This is a genomic window from Roseovarius sp. M141 (assembly GCF_024355225.1).
Lineage (GTDB): Bacteria > Pseudomonadota > Alphaproteobacteria > Rhodobacterales > Rhodobacteraceae > Roseovarius.
Genome location: NZ_VCNH01000005.1, coordinates 51952 through 77250 on the forward strand (window position 1 = coordinate 51952; position 25299 = coordinate 77250).

12 protein-coding genes are annotated in these 25299 nt (G+C 64.6%); 8 read left to right on the top strand and 4 right to left on the bottom strand.

Annotated elements, in window-relative coordinates:
• Nucleotides 1–39: 39 nt before the first annotated feature.
• The 8 genes from FGD77_RS03435 to FGD77_RS03470 are packed head-to-tail and all read left to right on the top strand — an operon-like array spanning nt 40 to nt 20622.
• Nucleotides 40–9540, top strand: a complete 9501-nt coding sequence (locus FGD77_RS03435) for a YdbH domain-containing protein (protein WP_255006401.1) — start codon at nt 40–42, stop codon at nt 9538–9540.
• A 30-nt stretch (nt 9541–9570) separates the two neighbouring features.
• Nucleotides 9571–11145: a hypothetical protein gene (locus tag FGD77_RS03440; protein ID WP_255006404.1), complete on the top strand. Its 1575-nt coding sequence runs from the start codon at nt 9571–9573 to the stop codon at nt 11143–11145.
• A gap of 6 nt (nt 11146–11151) precedes the next feature.
• Nucleotides 11152–12126, top strand: coding sequence for a hypothetical protein (locus tag FGD77_RS03445; protein ID WP_255006406.1), 975 nt, complete (start codon nt 11152–11154; stop codon nt 12124–12126).
• On the top strand, nt 12123–15986 hold the full coding sequence (locus tag FGD77_RS03450; RefSeq protein WP_255006407.1) for a hypothetical protein: 3864 nt from the start codon (nt 12123–12125) through the stop codon (nt 15984–15986). The genes FGD77_RS03445 and FGD77_RS03450 overlap by 4 nt, the downstream gene beginning before the upstream one ends.
• A complete protein-coding gene (locus FGD77_RS03455; RefSeq protein WP_255006408.1) occupies nt 15986–17437 on the top strand; it encodes a hypothetical protein in 1452 nt (483 codons plus the stop codon). Before FGD77_RS03450 ends, FGD77_RS03455 begins: the two co-directional genes overlap by 1 nt.
• Nucleotides 17438–17462: 25 nt before the next feature.
• Nucleotides 17463–17744 carry a phosphopantetheine-binding protein gene (locus FGD77_RS03460; protein WP_255006409.1) on the top strand — a complete coding sequence of 94 codons (282 nt, stop codon included), beginning with the start codon at nt 17463–17465 and terminating at the stop codon, nt 17742–17744.
• Nucleotides 17741–18976, top strand: a complete 1236-nt coding sequence (locus tag FGD77_RS03465; RefSeq protein ID WP_255006410.1) for a beta-ketoacyl synthase — start codon at nt 17741–17743, stop codon at nt 18974–18976. The genes FGD77_RS03460 and FGD77_RS03465 overlap by 4 nt, the downstream gene beginning before the upstream one ends.
• A gap of 5 nt (nt 18977–18981) precedes the next feature.
• The gene (locus FGD77_RS03470) at nt 18982–20622 is read left to right on the top strand and encodes an AMP-binding protein (protein ID WP_255006411.1); all 1641 of its coding nucleotides are present in this window, start codon (nt 18982–18984) and stop codon (nt 20620–20622) included.
• Between the two features lie 54 nt (nt 20623–20676).
• On the opposite strand, the gene FGD77_RS03475 is transcribed toward FGD77_RS03470, so the two are convergent.
• The 4 genes from FGD77_RS03475 to FGD77_RS03490 all read right to left on the bottom strand — a co-directional run bounded on the left by FGD77_RS03475 (nt 20677) and on the right by FGD77_RS03490 (nt 25289).
• Nucleotides 20677–22065: a hypothetical protein gene (locus FGD77_RS03475; RefSeq protein WP_255006412.1), complete on the bottom strand. Its 1389-nt coding sequence runs from the start codon at nt 22063–22065 to the stop codon at nt 20677–20679.
• 28 nt (nt 22066–22093) lie between these two features.
• Nucleotides 22094–23989, bottom strand: a complete 1896-nt coding sequence (locus tag FGD77_RS03480) for a DNA/RNA non-specific endonuclease (protein ID WP_255006413.1) — start codon at nt 23987–23989, stop codon at nt 22094–22096.
• Between the two features lie 158 nt (nt 23990–24147).
• Complete coding sequence (locus tag FGD77_RS03485; protein ID WP_255006414.1) at nt 24148–24804, bottom strand: hypothetical protein; 657 nt, start codon at nt 24802–24804, stop codon at nt 24148–24150.
• Nucleotides 24805–24869: 65 nt separating this feature from the next.
• A complete protein-coding gene (locus FGD77_RS03490; RefSeq protein ID WP_255006416.1) occupies nt 24870–25289 on the bottom strand; it encodes a hypothetical protein in 420 nt (139 codons plus the stop codon).
• Nucleotides 25290–25299 lie beyond the last annotated feature (10 nt).

Sequence of the window (25299 nt, forward strand, 5' to 3'; positions counted from 1 at the left end):
GTCTTACGCCCTTGACGCAGCGTTGAAGGTGACATCGCCATGACAAGCCCCATCACGATTTCCGCAAACGAAACTGACGGCCAGGTCATTCAGCTTGGCCTTGCCTGCGGGCTGCTGCGCCCGGTCGCGGGCGAACAGGGCGTCTACGAGATCGATCCCGACTGGTTTTCCGATCCGGTCGGCAAGACCGGCGCCGGGCTGGGCAACAATCCAGAAACGCTTGCGGTTTTGATCGCCGGGCTGATCGGCGACATGTCGGGCAGTTCGCTGGGCATCCCGGTCAAGGAGCCGGGCGATCTGGGCACGTGGTATCCCATCAACAAACCCGGCACGGACGAGCCAAGCGGGCTGTATCTGGCCACCCAACCCACCAAGGCAGAACCAACCGGCGAAGGCGAGCCGCCGACCGTTTTCGGCATCGGGGTGATGTACACCCAAAAGGTCGCGCTGTCCGACGCCGAAAAGGTCGATCTGGATCTGACGTCGGGCGGGCCGGATGGCATCGACATAAAGGTCTGGGGGCTGATCCCGATTGTACTGCTGGGCGATGGGTCGGTTTCGGTCGTGGCGGGCAGCGAGAAGCATCCGTTCACCATCGGCTTCGAAGTCGTGGGCAGCGACAGCAGCCCGCTGATTTCGGTCGCGGGGTTCCAGTTTGACGGGGTGCGGTTCTCGGTCAACATATCGCCTCTGGCGGACCCGCCGGTGTCCGTCTCACTGGTGGTTCTGGGGCTGAAACTGCCCACCGACGCGGCGCCCAGCGACCGCACGCTTGCCGATCTCGAGGCGATCAGCGGGGCCGAAATTCTGGCCACCGCCGCGGCGCTGGCGCTGGCCGCGTTGGGCAAGCTGGTGGGCGATCAGCCGTCGCTGCCCTATCTACTGCCCGCGCTTGGTCTGGGTCCGAAAGTGCCGGGGGTGGCGAATGTGTCCCTGCCGATCCTGCGCTGGGATCAATTCGTCGAAAACGCGATCAGCGGCGGCGATGTGGCGCAGCCGTTCCTGAACTGGTTCACCGCCCTGTCCAGCGATCTGAAAAACCTGTCGGCGTGGCTACAGGCCGTTGGCGGCGCGATTGGCGGTATTTCGGGCACCGCCCCGGATGTGACAGGAACCGGCAGCCGCGAAGACCCCTACAAGGTGCCGGTGTTCGAGGTGAAGGGCGTGGGCAAACTGGAGCTGAGCGCCGCAACCACCACCGATGCCAAGGGCGTGCGGCATTTCTATCCGGGCCTTGCCTTTGACAGCGACCCTGCCGTGCTGGGCAGCACTGATGTCGCGCTGGTGGGCAGCGCGGCGATGGAATTCCTTGATTTTGCCCTGTCCAGCGGCGCCGCGCCGATCCAGCCGGGGCAGTTCCACGCCGGTCTGACACTGGGCAACAAGACCGAAGGCCAGCCGCTGTTCTCGGGGTCCATCGGGGGCAGCGCCTATACATTCGGCGCGCTGAATCTGGGGCTGGTTGTCGCCATCACCAGCACCGGCGTTTCCGTTCTGCCCGCCTGCGCGCTGATGAGCGTCAGCACGCCAACGGGCAAATACCCCTCAATCGACCTGACGCAGCCCGACCAGCTGGTCGATGCCGCCGAGGCAGAACTGACCGCCGCCCTGAACACGGTCTTTAACGAGCTGTTCGGTCTGGGCAGCGACAGCAAGATCGGCGTTTCTCTGGCGGCCCTGATCGGCGTGTCCGCCCCCGACGGGCGCAGCGACGACTGGCCGCTGACCCCGCCCTTCGGGGTGAAGGGGATCGTGGATTCGATCCAGCACCCGGTCGACGCGTTGGGCGCCTATTGGGGCGATCTGATCCGCACCACCACGCCAGTGACCGGGCAGCCGCCCTTTTATTATATGGTTCAGGCCCTTGGCCATGTGCTGCAAGAGGCCGGCGTCGGTGCCGTGACCGGATCGGGGACCAAGGCCGCGCCGTGGTCGGTGCCCCTGACCAAGACAGCAGGCAGCGCCGCCTTGCAGGCCTATATTGCACCTATTGCACCGGCTGGCAACAGTACGGCACAGCGGCTGGTGCTGGGGATCGGCGCGCAGACCTCGATGCCCATCGCCGGGAATACGTTGGATCTGGGATTCGCGCTGGATGTTCTGGGGCTGGATGCGGGTGCCGCCGCGGGCGATGGCCTGACCGGCGCGCAGATCCTGCCCGGTGTCAGTTTTGTCGGGCGGCTGCCCGATGGGGTGTCGACCCCCGCCGTGGCGGGCGCGGTGCTGAAGGTCGACAGCGGATCGTTCAGCGTCGGGTGGAGCCCCTATTCCACTTGGAGCTGGTCGATGGACGTGGCGGCGCCCGTGCTGGTGGTCGATGGCGTATCGCAGCCCATCGGCAGCGCGATGAACTATTCCGACAGTGACAGCCTAGAGAGTCTGGTGACCCAGCAGGCGCAGACCTTTGCGTCGATCCTGATGGCGGTGCTTGGGGTTGCGCTCTATCGCACGCAGGACAGGGGCGGGCTGGCCCTGACCGGATGGCTGGGCCTGCTGCCCAAGCTGGCGTCGTTCATGCCCGACGGCGTGGTCTGGCCCGCCGCCATGCCCACTCTGACACCCACCAGTTTCGACAACCCGATTGGCCAGCTGCGCGACCAGATCAAGGCGGTCCTGTCGACCGACGATCAGGCCAAGGCCGCCCTTGGCCTGCTGGGCTGGGCCATCGACGGGCAATCCGCCAAGGCCGCGCCAATCACCGGCGCGGGGTCGCAGAACGCGCCCTATATCCTGCCCCTCGGCCTGCCCGGCGGGGTTGAGGGCAGCCTGTGGCAGGACGCGGGCAAAACCTTTGTCGCGCCGGGCCTGACAACCCGTCAAACCGCAACTATCGGCAAGGTAAGGGCTGACACCTCGGTGCGGCTGGACCCTGTGGCGCTGGCATGGGCCAATGGTCTGCCGCTGAATTCAGCCGGGCTGCCGGCGCTGGGTATCAGGACCCTGCTGCGCGGCGTGTCCGGCCCGTTGGTCACGGTCGGCGGCGTCGATGTGCAGGACGTGACGCTGGGTCTGGAGCTGGGCCTTGATCTGTCCAAGGGCACGCCCGCGTTCACCGTCACCCCGGTGATCGAAGCGACACGGTCCGGCGGGGACACGCTGTCACTGCTGGCTGCGTCGGATGTGGCGGCGCAGAATGATTTGCAGGCGTGGGTGAATGCCGGAATCGACGCCGCCGGCAAAGCCTGCGCCGGCAATGACAGCTTTGATCAGATCTACCGGGTTCTGGCGGGGCTGGGCCTGGCTGTGCCTGCGGCCAAGACGAACCCCAGCTACGGTATCGACGCCGCCGGGTGGCGCGCGCTGACGTCCGATCCGGTGGGGTTCATGTCGGGGGCGCTGATGACGGCGCTGGCCAATCCCGCCACGCAGTCCGATCTGTTCGCCGCGATCTGCACCACACTGGATTTCGAAGTCTCGGCGGCGGTGCCGCAGCCCTTGCTGGCGCTGCTGTCCGGGCTGGGGATCTTGCAGGATCAGGCCCACGGCTTTGCCCCCAATCCGATGGCGATCATCGCGGTATTGCGCGATCCGGCGGGGCAGCTTGCCGCCCGCGTCAGCGCGCTGGTCACGACCCCAGCGGCACGCTCGGCGGTGATTGCCACGATGGGCAACGGGTCCGGCACATTCACGCTTGGCCCGCTTGAGATATCTACCGCGAACGGGCGCAGTATCGCGATCACCCTGCCGCGCGGCAGCCTGAGCTTGGGCGATTTTGCCGATCCGTCGCTGAGCTACAGCATCGATCTGGAGTCCGGGGTCATGACCCTTGCGCTGGATCTGTTCATCCCGGATGCCGGGTTCAGCCTTGTCACCGGGCTGAGCTACACGGTCGGCGGCGCCGCGCCCACCGTCACCACGTCGCTGGTCTGGGGCGATGGCAAAGTGCCGCAACCGGCGGCGCTGACGTTGTATCCGTTTGATGCGACCAAGTTTGTCGATCAACTGGCCGCCGTCGCGCCTGCCTATGTCCTGTCGATCTTTGTCGCCGAGGTGGTGCAGGACCGGCTGCTGGATCAATATCAACTGGCCCAAAGCCTGTTCGCCCTGTTCGGCCTTGCCGAAGAGGCCCCGGCAGGCAGCAACAAATGGGTGATGAAATCCACGCTGGGCCTGTTCGAAGACCCGCTGGGCTGGCTGCTGTCGGATGCCGTCGTCGGGGCCAATGGCAAGCTGAACATAGCGGCGCTGAACAAGGTGCTGACCACCCTGCCCGCAGGCACCGCCGCCGGGCTGACGCTGGCGCAGACCACGGATGGCGCGCTGCTGACCGGCCTGCCCTATGGGCTGCAATTGCAGGCGACGGCCAGCACCGCGACGGGTCTGTTTGCGCTGACACCGGGGCTGAGCGCGCCGATTTCCGTGGCGGGCGGCGACGTGTCGCTGGATACGCTGGGCTTTGGCCTGACGCTGACCTCGGATTTCCAGCCGGGGCTGACCGGCGCGGGGCGGCTGGTTGCGCAGATACCGGGGCTGAGTGGCGGGCTGTTCCTGCAAGGCGGGTTCGACAAGGGCTTTGATCTGACGCTGGGGCAGGTCGGCGATGGCAAGCCGACGCTTGATCTGATCCCCTTCGGCAGCTGGGAAACCTTTGCGCTGTCGGTCGCGTCGGAAGTGGCGCAGAAACTGCTGAGCACCCTCACGGATGCGTTGCTGACCGGGCTGAAGGACAAGGGCGATGTCAAACTGGCCGCGTTCGTTGACAAGATGCGCAGCACCGCCACGTCGCTGCAGATCGATGCGCTGGTGTCGGCCCTGATCGCGGCGCAGCCCGACCCGGCCAAGCTGGAGACCGCCGCCTTTGGCTGGCTGACCGACCGGCTGACGCCAACGAACGCGGCCGCGACGGCCTCGGCCGTGGCGGACCTGATCAGCCTTGCGCTGGACGGGGTCACGTCCGATGGCGGGCTGCTGAGCTATGCGCCGTCAGACAAGGTTCCGGTCACGATCATCGCCGGCCTGAAGGGCGAGACGGGCAACCAGCAGATCGGCATCTGGGCCACCCTGGCCACCAAAGTGGCCGATGACCATGTGGTGATTGCCCTTGCCCCGACCGGTGTGGGCATCCCCGTTCAGGGCGATGCGACCCCGATCGTGACCTTCGGCCTGACCACGCAGGCCATCGTCGCGCTGGACGAGGGCCCCGGCCTGTCCATCAGCTTTGACAGTGCGGGCGGCGGCCATGTGTCGGCGCTGATCGACCCGATGATGACCAGGGGCAAACCCGGCAAGATGAAGGTGGAACTGCTGCCCAACCTCTTTGGCGTGACGGACAAGACCGGCTATGACAAGGCGCTGGAAGCCGCGCTGGAGCTGTGGCTGCTGGATGTTCTGAAATACGTCCTGCCGCGCTATGTGTCGATCGTGGTGCTGAACACCAAGGCGGTCGAGGGCTGGCTGGACGCGCCGCTGACCGACAAGGTGCCACTGGAACCGGGCAAGGTGCTGGTCGATACCCAGATGCTGGTGATGAGTGGCAAGACCTACATCCTGAACGATTTGGACGCGCTGCTGGCGCTGGGGCCGGAGAAATTCCTGGGTGGTTTTGTCAAGGCGCTGACCCAGACGCAGATTCAGATCCTCGCCATTGGCGAGGGCGGCGGTATCTGGCTGGAGCCTGATCCGAACGACAGTGCCGCCTTTGGCATCCGCTTTGCTGTCACCGATCTGTCGCTGAAGGCGGCGCCGAATTTCGTGTTCCAGATCGGCGCCGAGGATACCAACTGGATTGCGCTGACCGGGGCGGACCCGAAGGATTTTGAATCCGGCATCGCCGCCTATGTACCGCTGGACGATCTGGTCCCCGATTTTGGCAAGCTGAAGCTGCGCCTGATCAATGTCGGCGTCGATTTTCAGGGCAAAACCGGCCAGCCGCTGATCGATCTGACCCGGTTCCAACTGGGCAAGATCAAACCGCGCGGCCTGATCTCGTTCGATTTCGCCAAGCCGAGCGTCGTCGACAGCTATGGCGGCGGCATCGACTTTGAGGACATTGCCATTTCGCTGGCGCCCAATGCGATGGTGCCTGGGGACAAGGGCAACGCGGTGGCCGAAAACCTGTTGGGGTCGGGCGATGATGACACCCAGTCCAACCCGCCGACCAACCCCGGTTTTTCCGCGCGGGCGGGCTATATCAGCGGGCATGATCTGGGGGTGGAGCTGTATGATTCCAGCGGCACCGGCCAGACCCGCATCTGGATTCCGGTGCAGCGCTCGTTCGGGCCGGTCACGGCGAACAAGATCGGCTTTGGCTGGGACAACCCCAAGCGGCTGGCCAGTGTGCTGTTCGATGGCAGCCTCAACCTTGCCGGTCTGACCGTCGACCTGATCGAGCTGTCGGTCAGCGTGAACGTGACCAAAATCACCGATTATTCGCAGTACGAACTGGATCTGGGCGGGCTTGCCGTCAGCTTTAACGGCGGCGCGGTGTCCATCGACGGCGGCCTGCTGAAAAACGATGATCCGCTGCGCTATGACGGGCAGCTGCTGGTCAAGATCGGCAGCTTTACGATCTATGCGGTCGGGTCCTTTGCGATGATCCCGAACGACCCCAACGACCCCTCCAAGGGCAACGCGATTTCGTTCTTTGTCTTTCTCAATGTCAACGCGCCGCTTGGCGGCGTGCCGGCCTTTTTCGTCAAAGGGATTGCCGGCGGTTTTTCGGTCAACCGCAACATCATCGTGCCCGATGCGGGTGACATCATGGGCTTTCCGCTGATCCAGGGGGCGATTTCGCAAGCGACCTTTGGCGATAATCCGACACCCAAGAGCGCGCTGGCCACCCTGTCTGACACGGTCTATCCCGAAATCGGAACCTACTGGGCGGCGGCGGGCCTCAAGTTCAGCAGCTTCGAACTGGTCGACGTCTTTGCCATGCTGCTGGTCAAATTCGGGCGCGAGTTTGAAATCGACGTGATCGGCGTGGCCAGCGCTAGCCTGCCCCCGGAAATCCCCCCCCCCAAGGCGCTTGCCTTTATCGAGCTGGCGGTCGTCGCCTCGTTCAAGATCACCGAGGGCGTAATTTCGGTGACCGCGCAGCTGACGCCCAATTCGTTCCTGCTGGTCAAGGATTGCAAGCTGACCGGGGGCTTTGCCGCCAAGTTCTGGTTCGGCACCAACCCCAACGCCGGTGATTTCGTCATTACGCTGGGTGGCTATCACCCGGCGTTCAAACCGCCGCCCTATTACCCCAACGTGCCGCGGCTGGGCTTTGACTGGCCGGTTCTGGATACGTCCTCGGTCAAGCTCAGCATCGGCGGCGGCACCTATTTCGCGCTGACCCCGTCGATGGTGATGGCGGGCGGCTACCTCAAGGCGTTGTTCAGTGCCGGGCCGCTGAAGGCGTGGTTCGATGCCGGGGCGGACTTCCTGATCTCATGGCAGCCGTTCTATTACACCATCGAGGTCCACATCACGGTCGGCGCCTCGCTGGGCGTCACGATCGGCGGGGTCGACATCACACTGACCGCCGAACTGGGGGCGCAGTTGCAGATATGGGGCCCGCCCACCGCCGGGATCGTGCATGTCAGCTGGTTCGTGATCTCGTTCGATATTCCGTTCGGCGTGCAGGATGACAAGGACGCCAGCAAGGCCGCCTTGCCCTGGCACATCTTTCAGGAGCGGATGCTGCCGCAACCGCCGAAGAAGGACGAAGTCGTCGCCATGGCCGTGGCCCAGGGCACCGCCCCTGCGGCCAAGCCCGGCTATGATCAGGTAGTCCTGAAGGTGCAGATCACCAACGGATTGCTGAGCGATCACACCGGTAACGGCGCCGTGGTCCAGGCGATGCCCTTTACGCTCGAACTGCGCTCGGTCATGCCCGGCAGCACGGTGACGGCGGCGCAATCCACCTATTCAGCGGCCAGCCCGCCGCTTGGGATTCAGCCCATGGGGCAGCCGGATGTCACCACCGCCATCGCCGCCACGCTCAAGACGCAGAACGACGCCAAGGACTGGGTCATCGTGTCGCTGGACCGCCCCGGCGTGGTCACGCAGGGCCTGACCGGCGGCGCCCCCGATGCCGTCTGGTCCACCAAGCAGTTCGAACCCGGCGGAGAGCCAACCGCCACCATGATTTCCGGCGCCCAGTTCGGCCTGTCGATCAGCACCACCGGCGATCATCTGGTCGATATTCTGGAAGGGATGGACCTGATCAAGGCGTTCGGCCACGAAAGCGCCGCCGCCCTGCCCCTGCCCTTTGATATCACGCCCAGCTTCCTGCCGGTTCCGCCGGCGCTGCCGCAGGATCAACGGTTCGCGACCCTAATGCGCACGGTCATGGATGCCAGTACCGCCGATGCCCCGGCCGCGCGCCGGGCCGCGATCATGCAGGCGGTGACGGATAGCGACGTCGCGGCGATTGTCGATCAGAACCTGAGCGTTCTGGCGAAATTCGCGGATGATCTGTTTCAGGCACCGCCGCATCTGGCCGAGCTTGGCTTTGATCAAGCGGCGACGGCGGCGCCCGTGGTCGACCTGGAAGCCACGCCCATGGCGCAGGTCTCTGCAGCGATGGGCGACCCCGAGCGCGCCGAAATTGCGCCGCGTTTTCTGGGCGGCACGCAAAGCTTCGCGTTGCCCGGCAAAGTGGCGGCGGCAGGCGAACGCTCGATCTACCTGGCCACTCCCAAGATCGTCGCGCGCTGGAAGGATGTCGATCACACCGGCCACAACGTTACCGAACGCGCGCACCACGCGCAGGATGGCCTGCAGACCGGTCTGCGCCGGGGTACTCTGGCGGTGCTGGATCTGGGCAGCGGCGCGGGGCAGCCGATGATTCAGGTGGATGGCGCGGTGCCGGTGCAGGTCTATGCCTTTGACGCCTCGGGGCGCATCCTGTCCGACGGCATCGTCGCGCCCGACGATGACACCGGCGACGTGGCGCTGCCGCAAGACGCGGCGCATGTGGCGTGCCTGGGTCTGGGGGCGTGCGATCACGGCGCCCCCGCCGGGTGGAACCTGCGCAGCACGCTGTTTCAGGTCGCCCATCACACGATGCTGGGCGATGGCTGCACGATCCGCCCCCAAAGCAGCCCGCGCCTGCGCCACAGCCGACGCGAACAGCGGCGCGGAACCATCAGCGGGCACGGTCTGATGACCAGCAACCGGGTGCAGCATGGCGTGGGCGAAACCGCCAGCGGCTGGGCCGAAACCATCTTTGGCAGCCCGGTTCGCACCGTCGCTGTCGTCCTGAAACATGGCGCCGATCCTTACGGCGTGCGCGTCAAATGTGCGGCGACGACATCCCCCTGGCATGTCAGCTATGACGGCGCCTCGGAACCGGTCGACGTGCTGGAGACATATGATGGCGTTGCGCTGATCTTTGACCTCACGGACCTGCCCGCCGGGACGCCGGACCGCCACGCGGTTCTGGTGTCGGGGACCGAGGATCTGGCCGGTGTGTACGGCTGGAAGGGCGATCGCGCGGCGGTCCTGCAAGGGTGGGAGGGCCATGTGCTGACCTCCTTGGCGCGGCCCCTGCCCGGGATCGAAGCCATGCGGGCCGCGAACGGGCGCACGACGCTTCGGGTCTACCGCGGATGAGACAGATATTTGCAAAAGTTAGGGCATGTCATGGCTAACCAGATCGCACTTGCCACCGACGATGAAATCAAACCGGGCGAAATCCGGTTCAGTCAGGCCGCCTTGCCCCCGTTGCCTGCCGGCGCCTACGCACTGTCCGGTCAGCAAGAGGTCGTGTTGCAGCACGAGGACGAAACACCCACCTATCAGGCAAAGCAGGAATTTATCGTGGATGGCCCACGCTTTGCGCTGGCGCCCACCGATGTGCAGATGGTGGTTCCCCCCGCAAATCAGGCGGGGGATTGGGAAAACTACATCCCCAATATCGTCCTGCGGCGGCGCATCTTGCCGTGGGTCAGAACCATTGACGGCAATCCTGTCCCCGCGGATACGGTATCGACGCCGTGGATGGGGCTGATCAGCCTGACCGCCGCCGAACTGGGCGGCGCCGCTGCGGAAATCGCGGCGCCCTCCCCGGTCGTGACCGGCACGGCGGGCGATCTGGTGCAGAGCGCGAATCCCGCGATTGCAGGCCCGAAGCTGAACCTCAGCCCGGACGAGCTGAAAACCCCGATGCTGTATCTGGATCTGGAGGCGCAGCTGTTTCAGGCCATCGCCCCGACGCTGGATGATCTGATGTATCTGGCGCATGTGCGCGACGTGAACACCGATGACAAGGAAATTCTGGGGCTGGACGAGGATGGCAGCTTTTCGGTCGTGGTCGGCAACCGGATCATCCAGACATCGAAAACCGACGACGTGGTGAACTATGTCTTCCTCGTCTCGCTGGAGGGGCATCAGGATCATCTGCCCGGACATGCGATTGCGGCGGGTGTCACCACCTTCCGGCTTGCGTCGCTGGCGTGGTGGAAGGTGCAGGCAATCCCGATGCCCGGCGACTTTATCGAGATCATGCAAAACCTGCCCAAGAAGGGCGGCGTCGATCTGGTCGGCGTGTCGCACAAGACGATCACCGCCACGGACGAGAATTCCAAAGTGGCGGCGATGGGGCTGGGGATGGGCTATGCGCCGCTGACCTACCGGATGCGCGCGGGCGAGGACGCAACCGCATGGTATCGCGGTCCGCTGTCGGCGGTTCCGACCAAGAATGACGATCTGGGCGCGTTTCAGTACGGCGATCTGGCCATTCGCTATGATCCGAAAACCGCGCTGTTTGACCTGTCCCAGGCGGCGGCATGGCAGATCGGGCGGCTGCTGGGGCTGTCCGACGCCACATTCGCCCGCCAACTCTATGACTGGCGCCGCGCCATGCACGCGGCGACCAAGGGCACCGCGAACCTTACCGCGCTGGCGCAGGCCCTGCCCGAGGTCGAGGCCGCGCCCCTGACCCCCAGCAGACCGCAGCCGGCGGGGCGCAGTCAGATGATGGCGCATTTCGCGGCCACCACCGCGCTTGGCAATGCGTTCGCCGCGATCGAGCCGCACGATACCGGCAGCCCCCTGTCCGCCATTCCCAGACGGCAACGCCGCGAGGACAGACCGCCCAGCCACGCGCCCCACGGCGAACGGTTGCAACGCCCGGCCTTGTCCTTTGCGCCGGAGGCTGCGGACGGATTGGACGATCTGCTGGATCAGGTCTTTGGCCCCATGCAAGAGGTGGAGTGAGCGCAGATGACACAGACACAAAACAACCGGCGCGTGCTTTTGACCGATGTGATGCGGACTGCCGCCGCGCCTGTGATGGAAAAAACCTCCGGCGCAAGCGTCGAGGCCGCCGAGGTCGCGGACGCCAACGCCTTGCCGGTGCCTCTGCCGCAGTCGGTGATCGACTGGCTGGCGCAGGCGTCGCTGCTGTACGGCGTGCCGTTTGAATATCTGGTGCCGCAGGCGCGGATGCTGCCCCGCGAATCCATCAGGTTTTTCTATATCGATACCAATTGGCTGCACCGGTTGGTCGAAGGCGCGGTCAGCATTGGCATGTCCAGCAGCGCCGACACCGTTCAGCTGATGGGCGCAATCGAAAAGATCGTCGATCAGGCCATGCTGGGCACGTCAGGCGTGCGGGCGAAAATGCGCGGCAAACCGGCGGCGCCCGCCGGACAGACCGTCGGGCCGATCACCGGATTCCTGCTGCGCTCGGCGGCGGTGTCGGGATGGCCGGGGATGGAAATTTCGGCCTATGCCGGGACCACGGCGGACAGTCAGAAACTGCCCCTGCTGCGGCTGGACCGGCTGTCGGACAACATCCTGATCGCCCTGTTCGAGGGGCTGCCCAAGCGGGTCGATATCCTGCAACCGCCCGAAAGCCTGCATTTTGGCATCCGCCCCGATGGCAGTGACTATTACAGCTTCCTGCGCTGGCTCAGCGCGGGCGGGTCGGGCAATGACAAACACGCGGCGGGCGAACAGATCGGCAGCGTCGAAGCGCCGGTCGCGATGCGCAGCAATACCGCCCACCCCGGCGTGCTGGACATTACCAAGACCGCCGAAAACCTGAAGGCGGCGCTGAAAAAGCAATCCGCGCTGGACCCGCAGGATACCTTCACCTCGGCGGAATTTGCGGTGCAGATGGTGCGTTCCGCCGGATTGCAAAGTTTTGAGTGGGGCGTTGCCAGCCCGTTGAACGCAGGGAGCACGCCACAATGACCGCGACAAACTCTGTCTCGACCCAAGGGTTTGACAACCCCCTGTGGCCCGGCCCGCGCATGTTGGTGCCCACCGCGCTGGAATGCCTGCTGATCGGCCAGCCAAACCAGAGCGGCACATGGGCCGATCTGACCATCGACTACCGCAAACTGGCCGAGGCGTTCGACCCCGAAAGCAAGGCGTTCGAACCCAGCGCCGCGCCGCCCGAAACCGGCGCACATTTGCAGATCACCCTGCCCTACAGTTTTCGCAACGGCACGCAATTGCCTGACGGATCGGTGCAGTTTCCGGCGATCCCCAACCGCTGGCTGTTCGTGCGCGCCCTCACGTCCGCCCCCGGCACCGCACCGGTGCTGACGGTGACGGTGCTGCAATCTGATTTTGTCGACGATACCGACGGCAGCAACAGCTATCCCGATCCCACGACGGTGGGCAAATCGGTGTGGATCGGCAAATCCTTTGACCTTGCGAAGTGGACGGACCCTGCCGGCCCGTCCGAGCCGCTGTTGCTGGCGATGGGGCCGGGCAGCGTCTCGTGGGTGTCGACCTATCAGAACACGCGCGATGTGTTGTGTTTTCATGACCCGCTGACGGGGATCGACGCGGGGCAGATCAGCTATGCCGCGGTGGGGTGGTATTCGGATGCCGGGTTTGACCCTGTCCTGGGGGTGACGCCTTCTGAACCGACCGGCTTCGCCACGCAAGAGGAATGGCAGGACATCCAGACTGCCCTGCGGTTCGGGCTGGGTGGCGCGGTCGGGTTGGAGGCGGCCCAGACGGACTGGCAGGCGTGGCAGAAGGATCATCCGATCACGAATCCCAAGGCGATCCCCGCGATACAGTACCAACTGGCCAGCCAATCGCTGTGCCACGGCATGGTCTACGGGATCGACTGGAAGGGGCCACAGGCCGCCTACCCGCGCGATCCCATTCTGGACGGGCAGAACCCGGTCACCATCGCCATTGGCGGCACTGGGTACGAAGGCATTGCCGCGTGGCTGGCCGCCGAGCTGAAACAGCCAACGCTGGAAAACCTGCTGCTGGCGGTTCAGCAGGATCTGGCCTTTGACTACATTCAGGAACCGTCGATCTTCGAGGAAAGGGCCTTTGGCGCGCGCTTTCCCAAAATCGACGGCGGCACCCGCTGGGTGGTCGCGCCGCCGTCAGATTCGGACGCGGATCGCGGTAAATCGCTTCAGACCGTCAACCTCAGCGAGGATCAGACCACCGCGCTGACCGCCCTGAACGAGGCCCAAACCGCGCTGGATGCCACGCTTGCGACCGTGGCAGGCTATAGCGAGGAACTGTTTGCGCTGGTGTTCAAGCTGGTGCGCACGCCCAGTTCGCCGTTTGATGACAAAAAAACCCAAGAGCGGCGCAAGCAGATCGAGGATGCGATTACCTCGGTCAGCGCCACCTTGGCGACGCTCAAGACCCGGCAAGCCAAGAATGAGGGGGATATGGGCGCGGCCAAAACCGCCCTGACCGAGGCGCTCGGCACTGCGTTTGTTCTGTCCAGCACCGGTGCCCCCCGGTTTCGCGCGCCGGCGACGCCCAGCCTGATGATTGCGGGCGCCAAGCAGGACACAAGGTTTCTGGCCCCCGGTCAGGATGGCAGCCCCGACGATCTGCTGCTGTGCCGGTTCACCGGCCAGACCATCACCGGGTTGACCGTTGTGGTCCCCGGCGCGACGATTGAAACGATCACCGCTGACGATCTGGCGGGCGCGGTGTCCCTGCCCCGCGCCCCGGCGGGTATCCCCAAGGAGCTGGACGATTTCCTGATCGAAATGCTGTTTTTCGACACCGCCAATGCCGAACTTCTGGCCAAGATCGCCTTTGCCAAGGCCGGGATATCCTCGCCCACCCCGGCCCAACTGACAGCCCTGACCCAGACCATCGCCGCCCAGCAGGCCGCCCCCGGCGCCGCAACGCCCCTGACGGATTTCGACGAACAGATCGTCGGCGCCTCGGTCGGGTTTCAAGGGGTCGTGCCGATGAAGCGCGCGATCATGGGCTGGTCCCCCCCGTGGTCGCCCCTGTTCATCGACTGGCAGGTGACATGGCATCCTTCGGCGCAGCAGGCCGACGGCATGTTGCAGGACTGGAATCTGGCCGGAATCCAATATGACTGGACCGGCACGGCCATCGCCAGCCAAAGCGAGACGATCACCGGCCGCACGGTACTGGGTACGCAGATCGCCGCAGGGCTGGCAGGCAAGCTCAAGGATTTCACGGAATCCGATCCCAATTTCAAGAAGCTGCCGATTTCGCAACAGACCGCCTTGCAAAATGCCTATCGCGAGATCGAAGATTTCGACGTGATCACCGGCACGATCGCCGCCCTTGGCCCCACCATGTTGCAGCGGGTCAGCCAGATGACGCAGCTGACCTACCCCGCCGACCCCGCGCTGGACAGCTATCTGCGACAGGCGCCGTCGATGGTGCCGCTGCCCGGCAATGGGCAGGCGCCCGGATTCTACCCCTTGCGCGCGGGGCATTTCACGCTGGATCAGGTCTGGATCGTGGATGCCTTCGGGCAGATCCTGCGCGTCACCAACCCCGGCGAAACCGTCCTGCCGATCCGGTCGCAATCGGTCACGACCCGCGACGCTGGCGGCAATGACAACGCCCGCTACATACAGATCGCCCCTGCGATGCAGCAACCCAGCCGCCTGCAGCTGACCCTGCTGGACGCCGACAATGACGCGATCAGGACCAATTCATCGAACCTGACGAACCCCGTGGTGGGCTGGCTGCTGCCGAACCATCTGGACAACTCGGTTCTGGTGTTCGACCAGTCCGGCACCCCTCTGGGAGAGCTGCTGCCGGTGATAACCGATGCCGGGGCCAGTATCCGCTGGGATCCCACGCCCGGCTCGAACGTGCCGCTTGGCGCGCCGCCGGCTATCGCGAACGCGCATCTGCTGGGCTTTGTCACTGCGCTGTTGGCGCAGGCCGACACCAGCGGCGATGCGGCGCTGCACGATTTGCTGGATGTGATCGACGTCACCATGTGGGCCACCGCAGGCACACAGCAACCGGCGGATGATAACCTTGCCGTGCTGATCGGACAGCCGGTGGCGGTGGTGCGGGCCGAAATCAATCTGGAACAGTCCGGTCCCGCTGCGGTCAATCAGTCGTGGGCAGAAACCGGCAAGGACAACACCGGCGGCCTGCCTGACATCGCCTTTCGCACGTTCATCGGGGATATCCACTATACCGGCAATGGGGCGCTGGGGTATTTTCTGAATGATGACTATTCCCTGCTGAACCCGCTGCGCGGCTTCTCGGCGTCGATGGGCGGGGTCCGGCGGGCGGTGCGGGCGCCGCGTGGCAGCGCCGCCAGCCAGCTATCGCAGACGTTGAATGACCTGCCGGGCCTTGTCGCGCTGAACGCGCCGTCGGCCTCGGGGTATCTGAACGCTGATCCGTCGGTTCCGTTGAAACCCGGTGGTGCTGTCGCCAAACTGACCGTGCTGATGGACCCGCGCGGCGTGATCCCGGTGATGTCGGGCGTGCTGCCCGTCCAGACCGCCGCGCTGCCGGCGGCGTCTGTGGCGGCGATGAATCAGCTATTGGCGACCTTCCGCATCGGGCCGATCCTGACCGATCCGGCGCAGGTCCAGATGCCCCTGCCCGCCAACGTGGCCGGCAACTGGAGCTGGATCGCGCGGACCGGTATCACGACGTGGGAGACGGTGAAGAACCTGCAACCGTCCCAGCCCGGCATGGTGGTGCCCAACCGCGTACCGACGCTGCGCGAGGGCTGGCTGGGGCTGGTGCCGAAACGACCCGTCGGCGGCGACAAGGACGCACCGCTGGCCGAAATGACCTTTATCGAACGAGAGGATGAGTGATGGAACTGACACAGGACCAGATCACGGCGACCCTCGCGCAGGCGGCGGCCAAGGCCAATGATGGCACCGGCCCGGAGCCGGCGTATCAATACCGGTTTGATCCCGCCAGCCTGTTCGTCGGGGCGATGGCCGCGCCGACATTGACCATCACCAACCCCAGCCGGACCGACGATGGCCCCAGTGGGCAGACCCTTTATATCCTGATCCCGATCGGGCCGGACCCGGATGACATCACCGTCGCGGCTGGCGGCATGACCATCGCCAGCCCCAACCGCAACTGGCAGATCAGCCCCTACCTGAATCAGGCCAAACCCTATGTGGCGCTGAAAGGCCCGGCGCTGAAGCCCCTCGAAAGCGTCAGTTTCACCTTCAACACCCTGCAAGTCAGCCCGTCCAAGGGCACTGCCGCGTTCGTCATTCAGGAATCGGCCAATCAGGCAAACGTGACCAAAACCATCGCCAAGGTCGCGACCGACCTGGACATCCACAGCTTCTACGCCTCGCCCGTGACCGTGACAAACGGCACCAAGACGAACCTGACTTGGGTCGTGTCCGGGGGCAGCTATGTGGTGCTGCAACCGGGCAGCATCCGGCGGGATATCAAGGGCACGGGCCGTTTTACCGACAGCTATCAGATCGACGTGGGCGCCCCCTCGCAAAGCTATCTGTTGCAGCTGTTCACCGATGACAGGCAGTCGACACAGGCGGTCACGGTGGCCTTTGTCGGCAGCGTCTCGGCCCGGCTGGAGAGCGATGCGACGGCGCCCATCGGCACCGCGGATGAGGTGACGCTGACATGGGAAAGCGAATTCGCCGACGCCGACCCCGTGCTGGAGGCCCCGGACAAGTCCGTCACCGTGGACAGGTCAGGCACCATGACGGTGACACCGGGCAGCGCCCTGACGGGCAACGTATCATCGGTGGTCTATACCCTGACGGCCAAGGGCCATGGCGGGCCGGCAACCGACACCGCCACCATCACATTCGAGCCGGTGCGCATCAGGTGGTTCCGCTATAGCGACATGACCAAGAAAACCGTCGAACCCCCGAGTGTTGCCAATCCGGCGCCGGGATGGCCCAAGACGGATTTGCAGACCGATAACAACGTGTTGACGACCTATGGCCCCGGCGCAGGGACCGGCCCGCTAAAGGCCTATCTTGGCACCGGGCCAGAACTCCAGGTTCAGGTGATCACCGCAGCGCCGGACAGCCCGGCACCGGGTCAGAACGTGGTGCTGAGCTACGCGACCGGCAATGCGGTTTCGGCCAGCCTGTCAATTGGCTTGGGCCAGCCGTCGAAACCTGTAGACTTGGACACAGCCAAACAGACCGGCACGACAACGATCAAGGCGCCGGATGCATCGACCACCTTGGTGCTGACGGTCACGGGCAACGGGTGCCCCGACGTGACCAGCGAATTTGATCTGACCGTGCAGCCGGGCACATCCTGACCGAAAAAATTGCGGAGATTGCCGAATGACCACCTCTAGCGCATCGTTGCCCGACAAGGCCACACTCTGGGCCGAGATCCGGGGGTGCATCGACAAGGTCATCCCGACGATGGCCGATGTCAGCATCACGCTGGAAACGGATCTTTCCAGCTTGGGCATCACGTCGATTGAAATGATCACCGTCATTTTCGAGATCGAGGAACTCTATGACATCGTCATCGTCGATTCCGGTCTGGACGTTTTCGACACGCCCGATGAGCTGGTCGACATCGTGCTGATGCTGCTGAGCAAGAAAGAGGCCGCATGAGCCAGATCGATCTGCGCCGCCCCGACGGATCGCACCGGGTGGTTGTCACCGGCATGGGCGCGGTGACGGGGTTCGGCGTCGGCCTTGGGCGCTATTGGCAGGGGATCTGCGAGGGGCGCACCGCGATTGCGCCGACAACGCGGTCGTTCGAAGATCTGGAGATCACGCGCCCCGCCGCCGTCATTGCCGATTACGTGCCCGAGGATCATTTCACCAATACCGAGCTGCTGATTGCCGAACCCTTCGTGCAATTTGCCCAGCTCGCCGCCCGCGAGGCCGTGGCCAATGCCGGCCTCGGCGCCGCGCAGCTGAGCGATGCGGCCATCATTCTGGGCTGCGGCGGCGGCGGCGAAAAATCGCGCGAGGACGTGGCCCGTCAGCTCTTTGGCAAAAAGCGGCCCCGCGCGCATCCGATGACCGTGCCGCGTACGAACCATCAGGCGGTGGTGGGGATCATTGCGATCGAACATCAGATCCTTGGCCCCGGCATGGTGATCGCCACCGGCTGCGCTGCCGGATCGCATGCGGTGGCGCAGGCCACGATGATGTTGCGCCATGGCTACGCCGATGTCGCCCTGACCGGCGGGACCGAGGCCAATATATTGTATTCCGCGATGCGCGCGTTTGATGCCGCCCGCACGGTGGCGCCGGATACCTGCCGCCCGTTTTCCATCGGGCGCGGCGGGCTGGCCTTTGGCGAAGGCGCGGGCGTTCTGGTGATCGAGACCCTGACATCGGCGCAGGCGCGCGGGGCCAACATCATTGCCGAAATCGCCGGGTTTGGCATGTCGTCGGACGCGCGCGATACGGTGCAGCCTACGCTGCGCGGCCCGGTGCGCGCGGTGACGCTGGCGCTGAAGGATGCGGCCATGCCCCCCGGCGACGTGGCCTATGTCAGCGCCCATGGCACCGGGACGCCGCTGAATGACGTGGTGGAAACACAGGTCGCACATGCCGTTTTCGGCCCGCATGCGGGCAATCTGATGATGTCGTCGACCAAATCGCAGATCGGCCATACCTTTGGCGCCGCCGGCGCGCTGGAGCTGATCGCCACCCTCAACGGCATGGCGCAGGGCGTCGTTCCGCCCACGGTGAACCATCAGGGGCCGGACCCGGAATGCGATATCGACTGCGTGCCGAACGCCGCGCGCGCGCAGCCCTTTTCAGCGGCCGTGTCGCAGTCCTTTGCCTTTGGCGGGGTGAACGCCGCGATTGCGGTGCGCAGGATCTAGGCGGTATGAGCGCCCTCAGGCAGATGATCGCGCGTCCTGCGGATCGCGATCCGATATGGCGCTTCCCTGCCGAAGACATCGATTTGCCGCTGCCCGATATCCTGTCCCGGGCGCGGCGCATGGCGGGCGGGATGGCGCAGAACGGGATCACCGCCAAAGACCGGGTTATCACGCTGCTCGATACCGGCTCGGACGCCGTGATCACCTTGCTGGCGATCTGGCATCTGGGGGCGGTGGCGGTTCCGCTGCGCCCGCAGCGCGCGGCGGAATGTGGCCGGAACCTGGTGAGCGACGTCATCGCGATATGCGCGGCCAAGGCGGTCATACATGGCACCGCGCCCGCCGGTCCCGACCGGCCAGACGGCGCGCGCGATCTGCATATCGCGCAGTTGATGGCCGCCTCCGCGCCCTACCCGCCCGCAGCCGAATGCGGCGCGGCGGATCTGGCGTTGATCCAGTTCACCTCGGGCAGCACCGGCCAGCCCCGGGGTGTGCGGGTGCGCTACGCGATGATCACGGCCCAGCTAGAGCAGCTGTGCGAAAACTACCGCGTGGGCGACCCTGCGATCAGCCCCGGTTCGGTCGGGTCGTGGTTGCCGATCTATCACGACATGGGGCTGTTCATCGGCATGCTGATGCCGCTGTATTGCGGCGCCGATGCGCTGCTGGCGCCACCGGAGTACTACGTGCGCAACCCCGCCCGCTGGTTTCGTGCCCTGTCCGACCGCAGATGCGATCTGACCTTTTCCACCAGCTCCATCCTCGCCGCCACATTGCGCGCAGCGCGGCGCCTGAGCGCAGAGGACTGCGATCTGTCCCGGCTGGTGCTGTATGTCGCCGCGGAAAAGATCAGCCCGCTGGTGATGGATGATCTGATGCGGCGGCTGGGTCCGCTGGGCCTCGGCCCGGCCAATCTGCGCACCGGGTACGGGATGGCGGAATACGCGCTGGGATGCACCAGTTCCGGATCTGGCCCGGTCGCGCGACAACATGTGCGGATCGACGGCGACAGGGTGATCCCGGGGCCAACCTGCCCGGACAGCTCAGAAATCGTTTCGATCGGCAAACCCAATACCGGGTGCACATTGGCGATCCGCGACCCCGCCGGAGTAGGATTGCCCGATTGGCGTCTGGGTGAAATCACACTGGTCGGCCCCTGCCTGACCGATGGCTACCAGAACGATCCGGCAGCCACCCGGCGGGCCTTGGGCTGCGGGTATCTGAAAACCGGCGATCTGGGGTTCACGGCGGCGGGCGAGGTTTATTTCGTCGGCAGGCAGGACGACACGATGACGGTGGCGGGCCGTCATATCGTGCCGGGCGACGTCGAATTGGAAATCGAGGCCCTGCCCTTTGTCGGCCCCGGCCGGTCCCGGCTGTTCGGCACGGACGCGATGGACACGCAGACCCCACGCCAAATCCTGCTGATCGAAAGCCCGACCCCGTGGACCACCGCGCAGGCCACCGAGCGCATTGCAACAATACGCCGCCTCACTCTGGGTCGCTTTGGCTTTGTGCCCAGTGACATCGTGCCGGTGCGCCGTGGCACGATTGAAAAAACCTCCAGCGGGAAAAAGCGCAACCGCGTGATCAAACAGCGGTGGCTGGCCGGGGAAATCCCGAGGCTGGCAACAGAGGGCGCCTGATCGCGGATCTCTGGGATAGGACGGCAGGCGCGCGCGCCATTCACGACCCTGTCTTCACGATGATGCCTGACGCACGGCAAAGGCGACCGGAGCGGCGGCGGCCGGGTGCCCGTCGAACGACAGTTGATACAGCCCGTGGCCCGGAATATCCGACAGAAACAGTGACAGTGTCGAAACCGGCGCCGTCTGTACAAGAACCGGGATTTCCTTTGGCGCGCCGCTGGCCTTTTGATCGTCGTCCAGCTTTTGCAGGACAAGTTTGCCCTTGATGCTGTCAGCCTGACCATTGTCGCCAAACGGGTCGACGATTGTCATCACAAGTTCGGCGGACTCGCCCAGATCATAGACCTGCCTGTCAAGGGACAGCTGAATCTGAACCTCACCGGGCTGCACGCCTTCCGGTAACACCTCCAGTGGGTCGCCCGCATCCTGACCGAACAACCGGAACAGGACCCTCTTGAACGCGAGCCCCTTGAAGACGGTCGCATGCTCGTTCACCACGATCTGGCGCAGACCGCGGGCGGGTATCGCCGAATATAGCGGGACCGTCCCATCGCCTGCCGACGCGGTTTTCGTGACCACGGATTGCGCGTGGTTCACCCCCTGCCCCGGCGTGTGCACGACATTGACGCGCGTGGCGGTCTGGTGCCCCGTGCCCGCGAAATAGGCATAGCGTATGTGCGCCGGGCGGCCCTCGCGTGACAGGATATCATGCACGGCCCGGGCGCTGGCAACCAGCTGATCGTCCATGCCCAGATCGGCGGCAACGGGCGGATCATAGGGGTCAAGCGGCGTGATGCTTGACCCCGCGATGTTCCAGATCGCGGCCTCTCCAGGGGCGGGCATCAGCTGATAGCCAGATGGGTAATCGCGGTTGGCGGCGAGCGCCGCGAAATCCTTGCCGCTGATCCCTAGCGCGCTGTCCATGCCGAACACCCGCGCCAGCGCGAGAGGCGCGCCCAGATGCGGCGTGCCGAAGGTGGCAAGCAGGGTTATCTTGCTGAACCATGGCTCAGCGTCGAACTTCCCGCCTTCCAGCATCAGCCGCGCGACCATTCCCCCCATCGAGTGGGCCAGCAGCAGGATTTCCTCTGCCCCCTGATCGTGCAGATCCGACAGCGTCGCGGCCAGGCGATCTGCGGTCTGAAAATTGTCCTGCCGCCAGTCATAGGCAAAATTCACCTGCCGCCGGTCAGCCGAGGTCTTGCCGTATTTCAACGCCTTCAGGTGCTGGTCCATCAGATTGTAAAAATCGTAGCACAGGATATTGTCGATGATGTCGCCCACCACCAGATCCGCGCGCTGCAAATCGGCGATGCGGTTGTAGCCAAAGATGACTTCACTCGGTTTGGGTGGCCAGACTTCTTCGCCGCGGCTTCCATCCTGTTTGCACAGGTGCAGGCGGGTTCCCATGATGCCGGGAATGACAATTGCCGCTTTCATGGATCACTTCCTTTCCTGAGGGGTGCGCTCACAGGCGCAGGTCGCGGGCTGTTTCGATCCGGCGCGCCCGCGCGGGCGCGATTTCATGGTCGCCGGGGCGCATCACGTCATGCGCGGCTATATGCGAAAAATCGAGCCCGGTGGCCTGCGATATCAGATCGATCTGCACCTGATAGGTCCGGTGCTGGCCAAAAACAAAGGGCAGTTCGGTGATGTCGCGGATCATCTCGCCGTGGCTCAGGACATAGCCCGCGCTGAGAAGTCTGTCGTTTTCGGCATCCACCAGCACGGCGACCTTCCAGAATTCCGTCGCAAGCCGCACAAGCCCCCGATACAGCCGGTCATCGCCGCGAAATACCGGCCCGGTAAAGACGGTCATGCGCAGATCCTTGACCTTGGCGGAATCCAGCAGGAAATCCTCCAGATTGTTCCAGACGCGCCGGTTCAGGTTTTTGTGCTGGGGGGCCGCATTGACATAGTGAAAGGTGTCTTCGTTCGCCTCTTCGGCGGCTTTCTTGGTGCCCCAGACCGGATCAAGGCGGCGCACCATGTGCCCGCGATCAAGGTCATTGGACAGGTATATTTCATTGCCAAGCTGCGCGGTGTCGGGAATACGGGTGTCGATGAACCATTTGTCATTGCTGCGAAAAACGCGGCGCGCCTGACTGCCGTCTATGTTAACCGCCGTCAAAAGCGGCAGTTTGCGCGACGCGCACATCACCACCGAAAAATGGCAGTAGTCCAGCGTCTTGCGCGCATTGCCCGGATCCGAAATATCGCCCGCCCACGCGCCGAAACCCGGAAGCGCGACGTCCGGGCCAAGAAAGCCCTCCTTGTAGCCCGCGCGATTGGCAAAATGCGCGGCATCGTTGCGGCCATCGGCAATGACCCTGACCGGCGGGGGCACGACAATGCTGGTTGACAGGCCGGCCAGCGCATCGGCGACAAAACTGGATTTGACGGCAAAGTTGGCTTGCAGGAACCGTCCCGAAAAATGCAGACCGACGACCTTGCCGCTATCAAGGCTGATCATTGGCGATCCCGACGCCCCGCCCAGCGTGGCGCAATCATGCGCGAACCAATGTTCGCCCGTGCCGGTATGGCTGACCTTGCCGGGGGCGAACCGTTTCACGTCAAAGACATCGCCAAAGATGCCTTGCATCGCATCCGCGCCATTTCGCGGATCAAACGCCGGGTAGCCGACGGTGCCGATGATCGCGCGCCGCGCCGGGGCTGCGGCGTCCAGATCAATCGGGTCGGGCAGCGGGACGTCGGTTTCAACCTCGAGAAACGCGATATCGGGGGCGCCACCCGGCGCGATATACAGGATTTTGGTCACCCGGACGGTCAGGTCGTCGACGGTGCCGATCTCTTCCCTGAAATCGACAGCCGCGCCCATTTGCTGAGTCAGAAAGTTGCTTCGGAAGACAAAGCCGTCCCCGTCCGGGCGCGCGAATTCAAGCGCGACGTGACGGTTGGTGGCAATCACGTTCGGCGCGACCAGCCAGCCGGTGGCGACCCATTCCAGATCCATGTGATTGAACAGCTCGATCCGCCCGGTCCGGGCGACGGCGTTCTCGATCACGCTTCTGGCGGTGTCCAGTTCGCTTTTCCAGATGGCGCTGTCGGGCGTGATGAAACTGCCCCCTTGGATAACCAGTGACGGGCGCCCTTCCAGCAGCACGATCGCCTCCAGCGCGCCGCTAGGTCGTGGTGGCGCAGTTGCGGCGCGGGGCAGTGATTCAAGCCCGCCCTGCCCACCTGCCCGAACGGCATCGCCCAGACGTTCGGCCAGGTCGTCGCCGGACATGCCAAGCTTGCGCGTGCCTTTCAAAGCGCCGCGCGCGGCCTTGTTCTGGATTTCCTCGACAAGGTCCCTGTCTTCCAGCAAAGACCGGAATTGGTAGGAATTCGAAATATCCACTCCACCCCCTTTGAAAACAAACGTTTAAAACGGTGACAGAAAAATCATAAACGCTGGACGAATTAAAATAATGTTTCCACCTGATGATATCCCAGAACCGGTGAATTCCCAAACTGGATTTTAGGGCGCGCTGGTTTTGAATGCGGCAACGGTCAACCCTATCGCCCGGCCTTTTCCCACAGCAAGGTGCGGCTTTTCGGGATTGCCAGCAGGTATTGATTGGCCACCGCGTTATGGAGCGCGTAGGTCTGTTCCTCGACCAGATCGCTTTTGCGGTGGTCAAAGCTGCGCCGCGTCGCGTTGCGCAGGCGCCACTGGTAGATGTCCGGGTTGCTGCGCTGGTGGTGAAACCCCGATTGGCGCTGCCACGCCAGATGGTATTCGGACGCGCGCGGGCGATAAACCAGATAGCCCGGCCCCCGGCCAAGGCGCCCGAACTCCAGGGCCAGCGGTTCGTCCTGCATCAGGTACTGGCTGTCGGGCGCGCGGTCCCCGGCGGCGGGATCCTCCAGAAGCCGGGCAAACCGGACCTGCGGGCTGCCCATCGAGCGGTTGTCGCCACTGCGCGAAATCCAGCCCCATGTGATGCCGCCCAGCTGCCGGTCCTTGCCGTCATAGCGGAACTGGGCGACCATTTCGGAATTGGCCAACCGGTAATAGACGCCCGAGCGCAGGTTTTCCGGCGTGCGCCCGAATTCGCGGTAGATGAACCATTGTCTGAGCGGGTTTGCCGCTGCGTCGGCGGGCAGGGCCGACAGGGCCAGCGCCATGCCCCCGATCTGCAGACCGGCGATGCGGCGCGTTACGTTTGCCATGGTCGTTTCCCTCCAGTGTCTGCGTTTCCTCGAAAATCGCGACCCTAATGGCACGCCCCCGGCGGTCAGGGCCGCGACATCAGCACCGCCCGCACCGCGCGGTTGAAAACGATATTCAGCGCCAGCGCGAGGCCGAATATCACCAGCGCAGTCAGCCAGAGGCACAGAAACAGGCAGACGATCGCGATGCCGTAGCGGCCGATGACGCCGATGATGACGGGCAGGCGGTTGCGGATCGGCTCCAGATAGCCGGGCAGCTGAAACATCACCGCCCACAGCACGAACGCGCCGGTCAGGGCGGGGCTGATCCCCGCGGCCTCGACCTCGGTCATGCCGAACCCAAAGATGGCAGATAGCAACAGCCACAGGCCGAACGCCGCCTCGACCAACAGCACATAGCCCAGCAGACGGCGGAACTGGTCGGTGCGCACCGCGCCCTGCCCGGTCGCTTCGGAAAGAGAGCGGATGGGGGTCATGGGGGTCATGGGTCTCTCC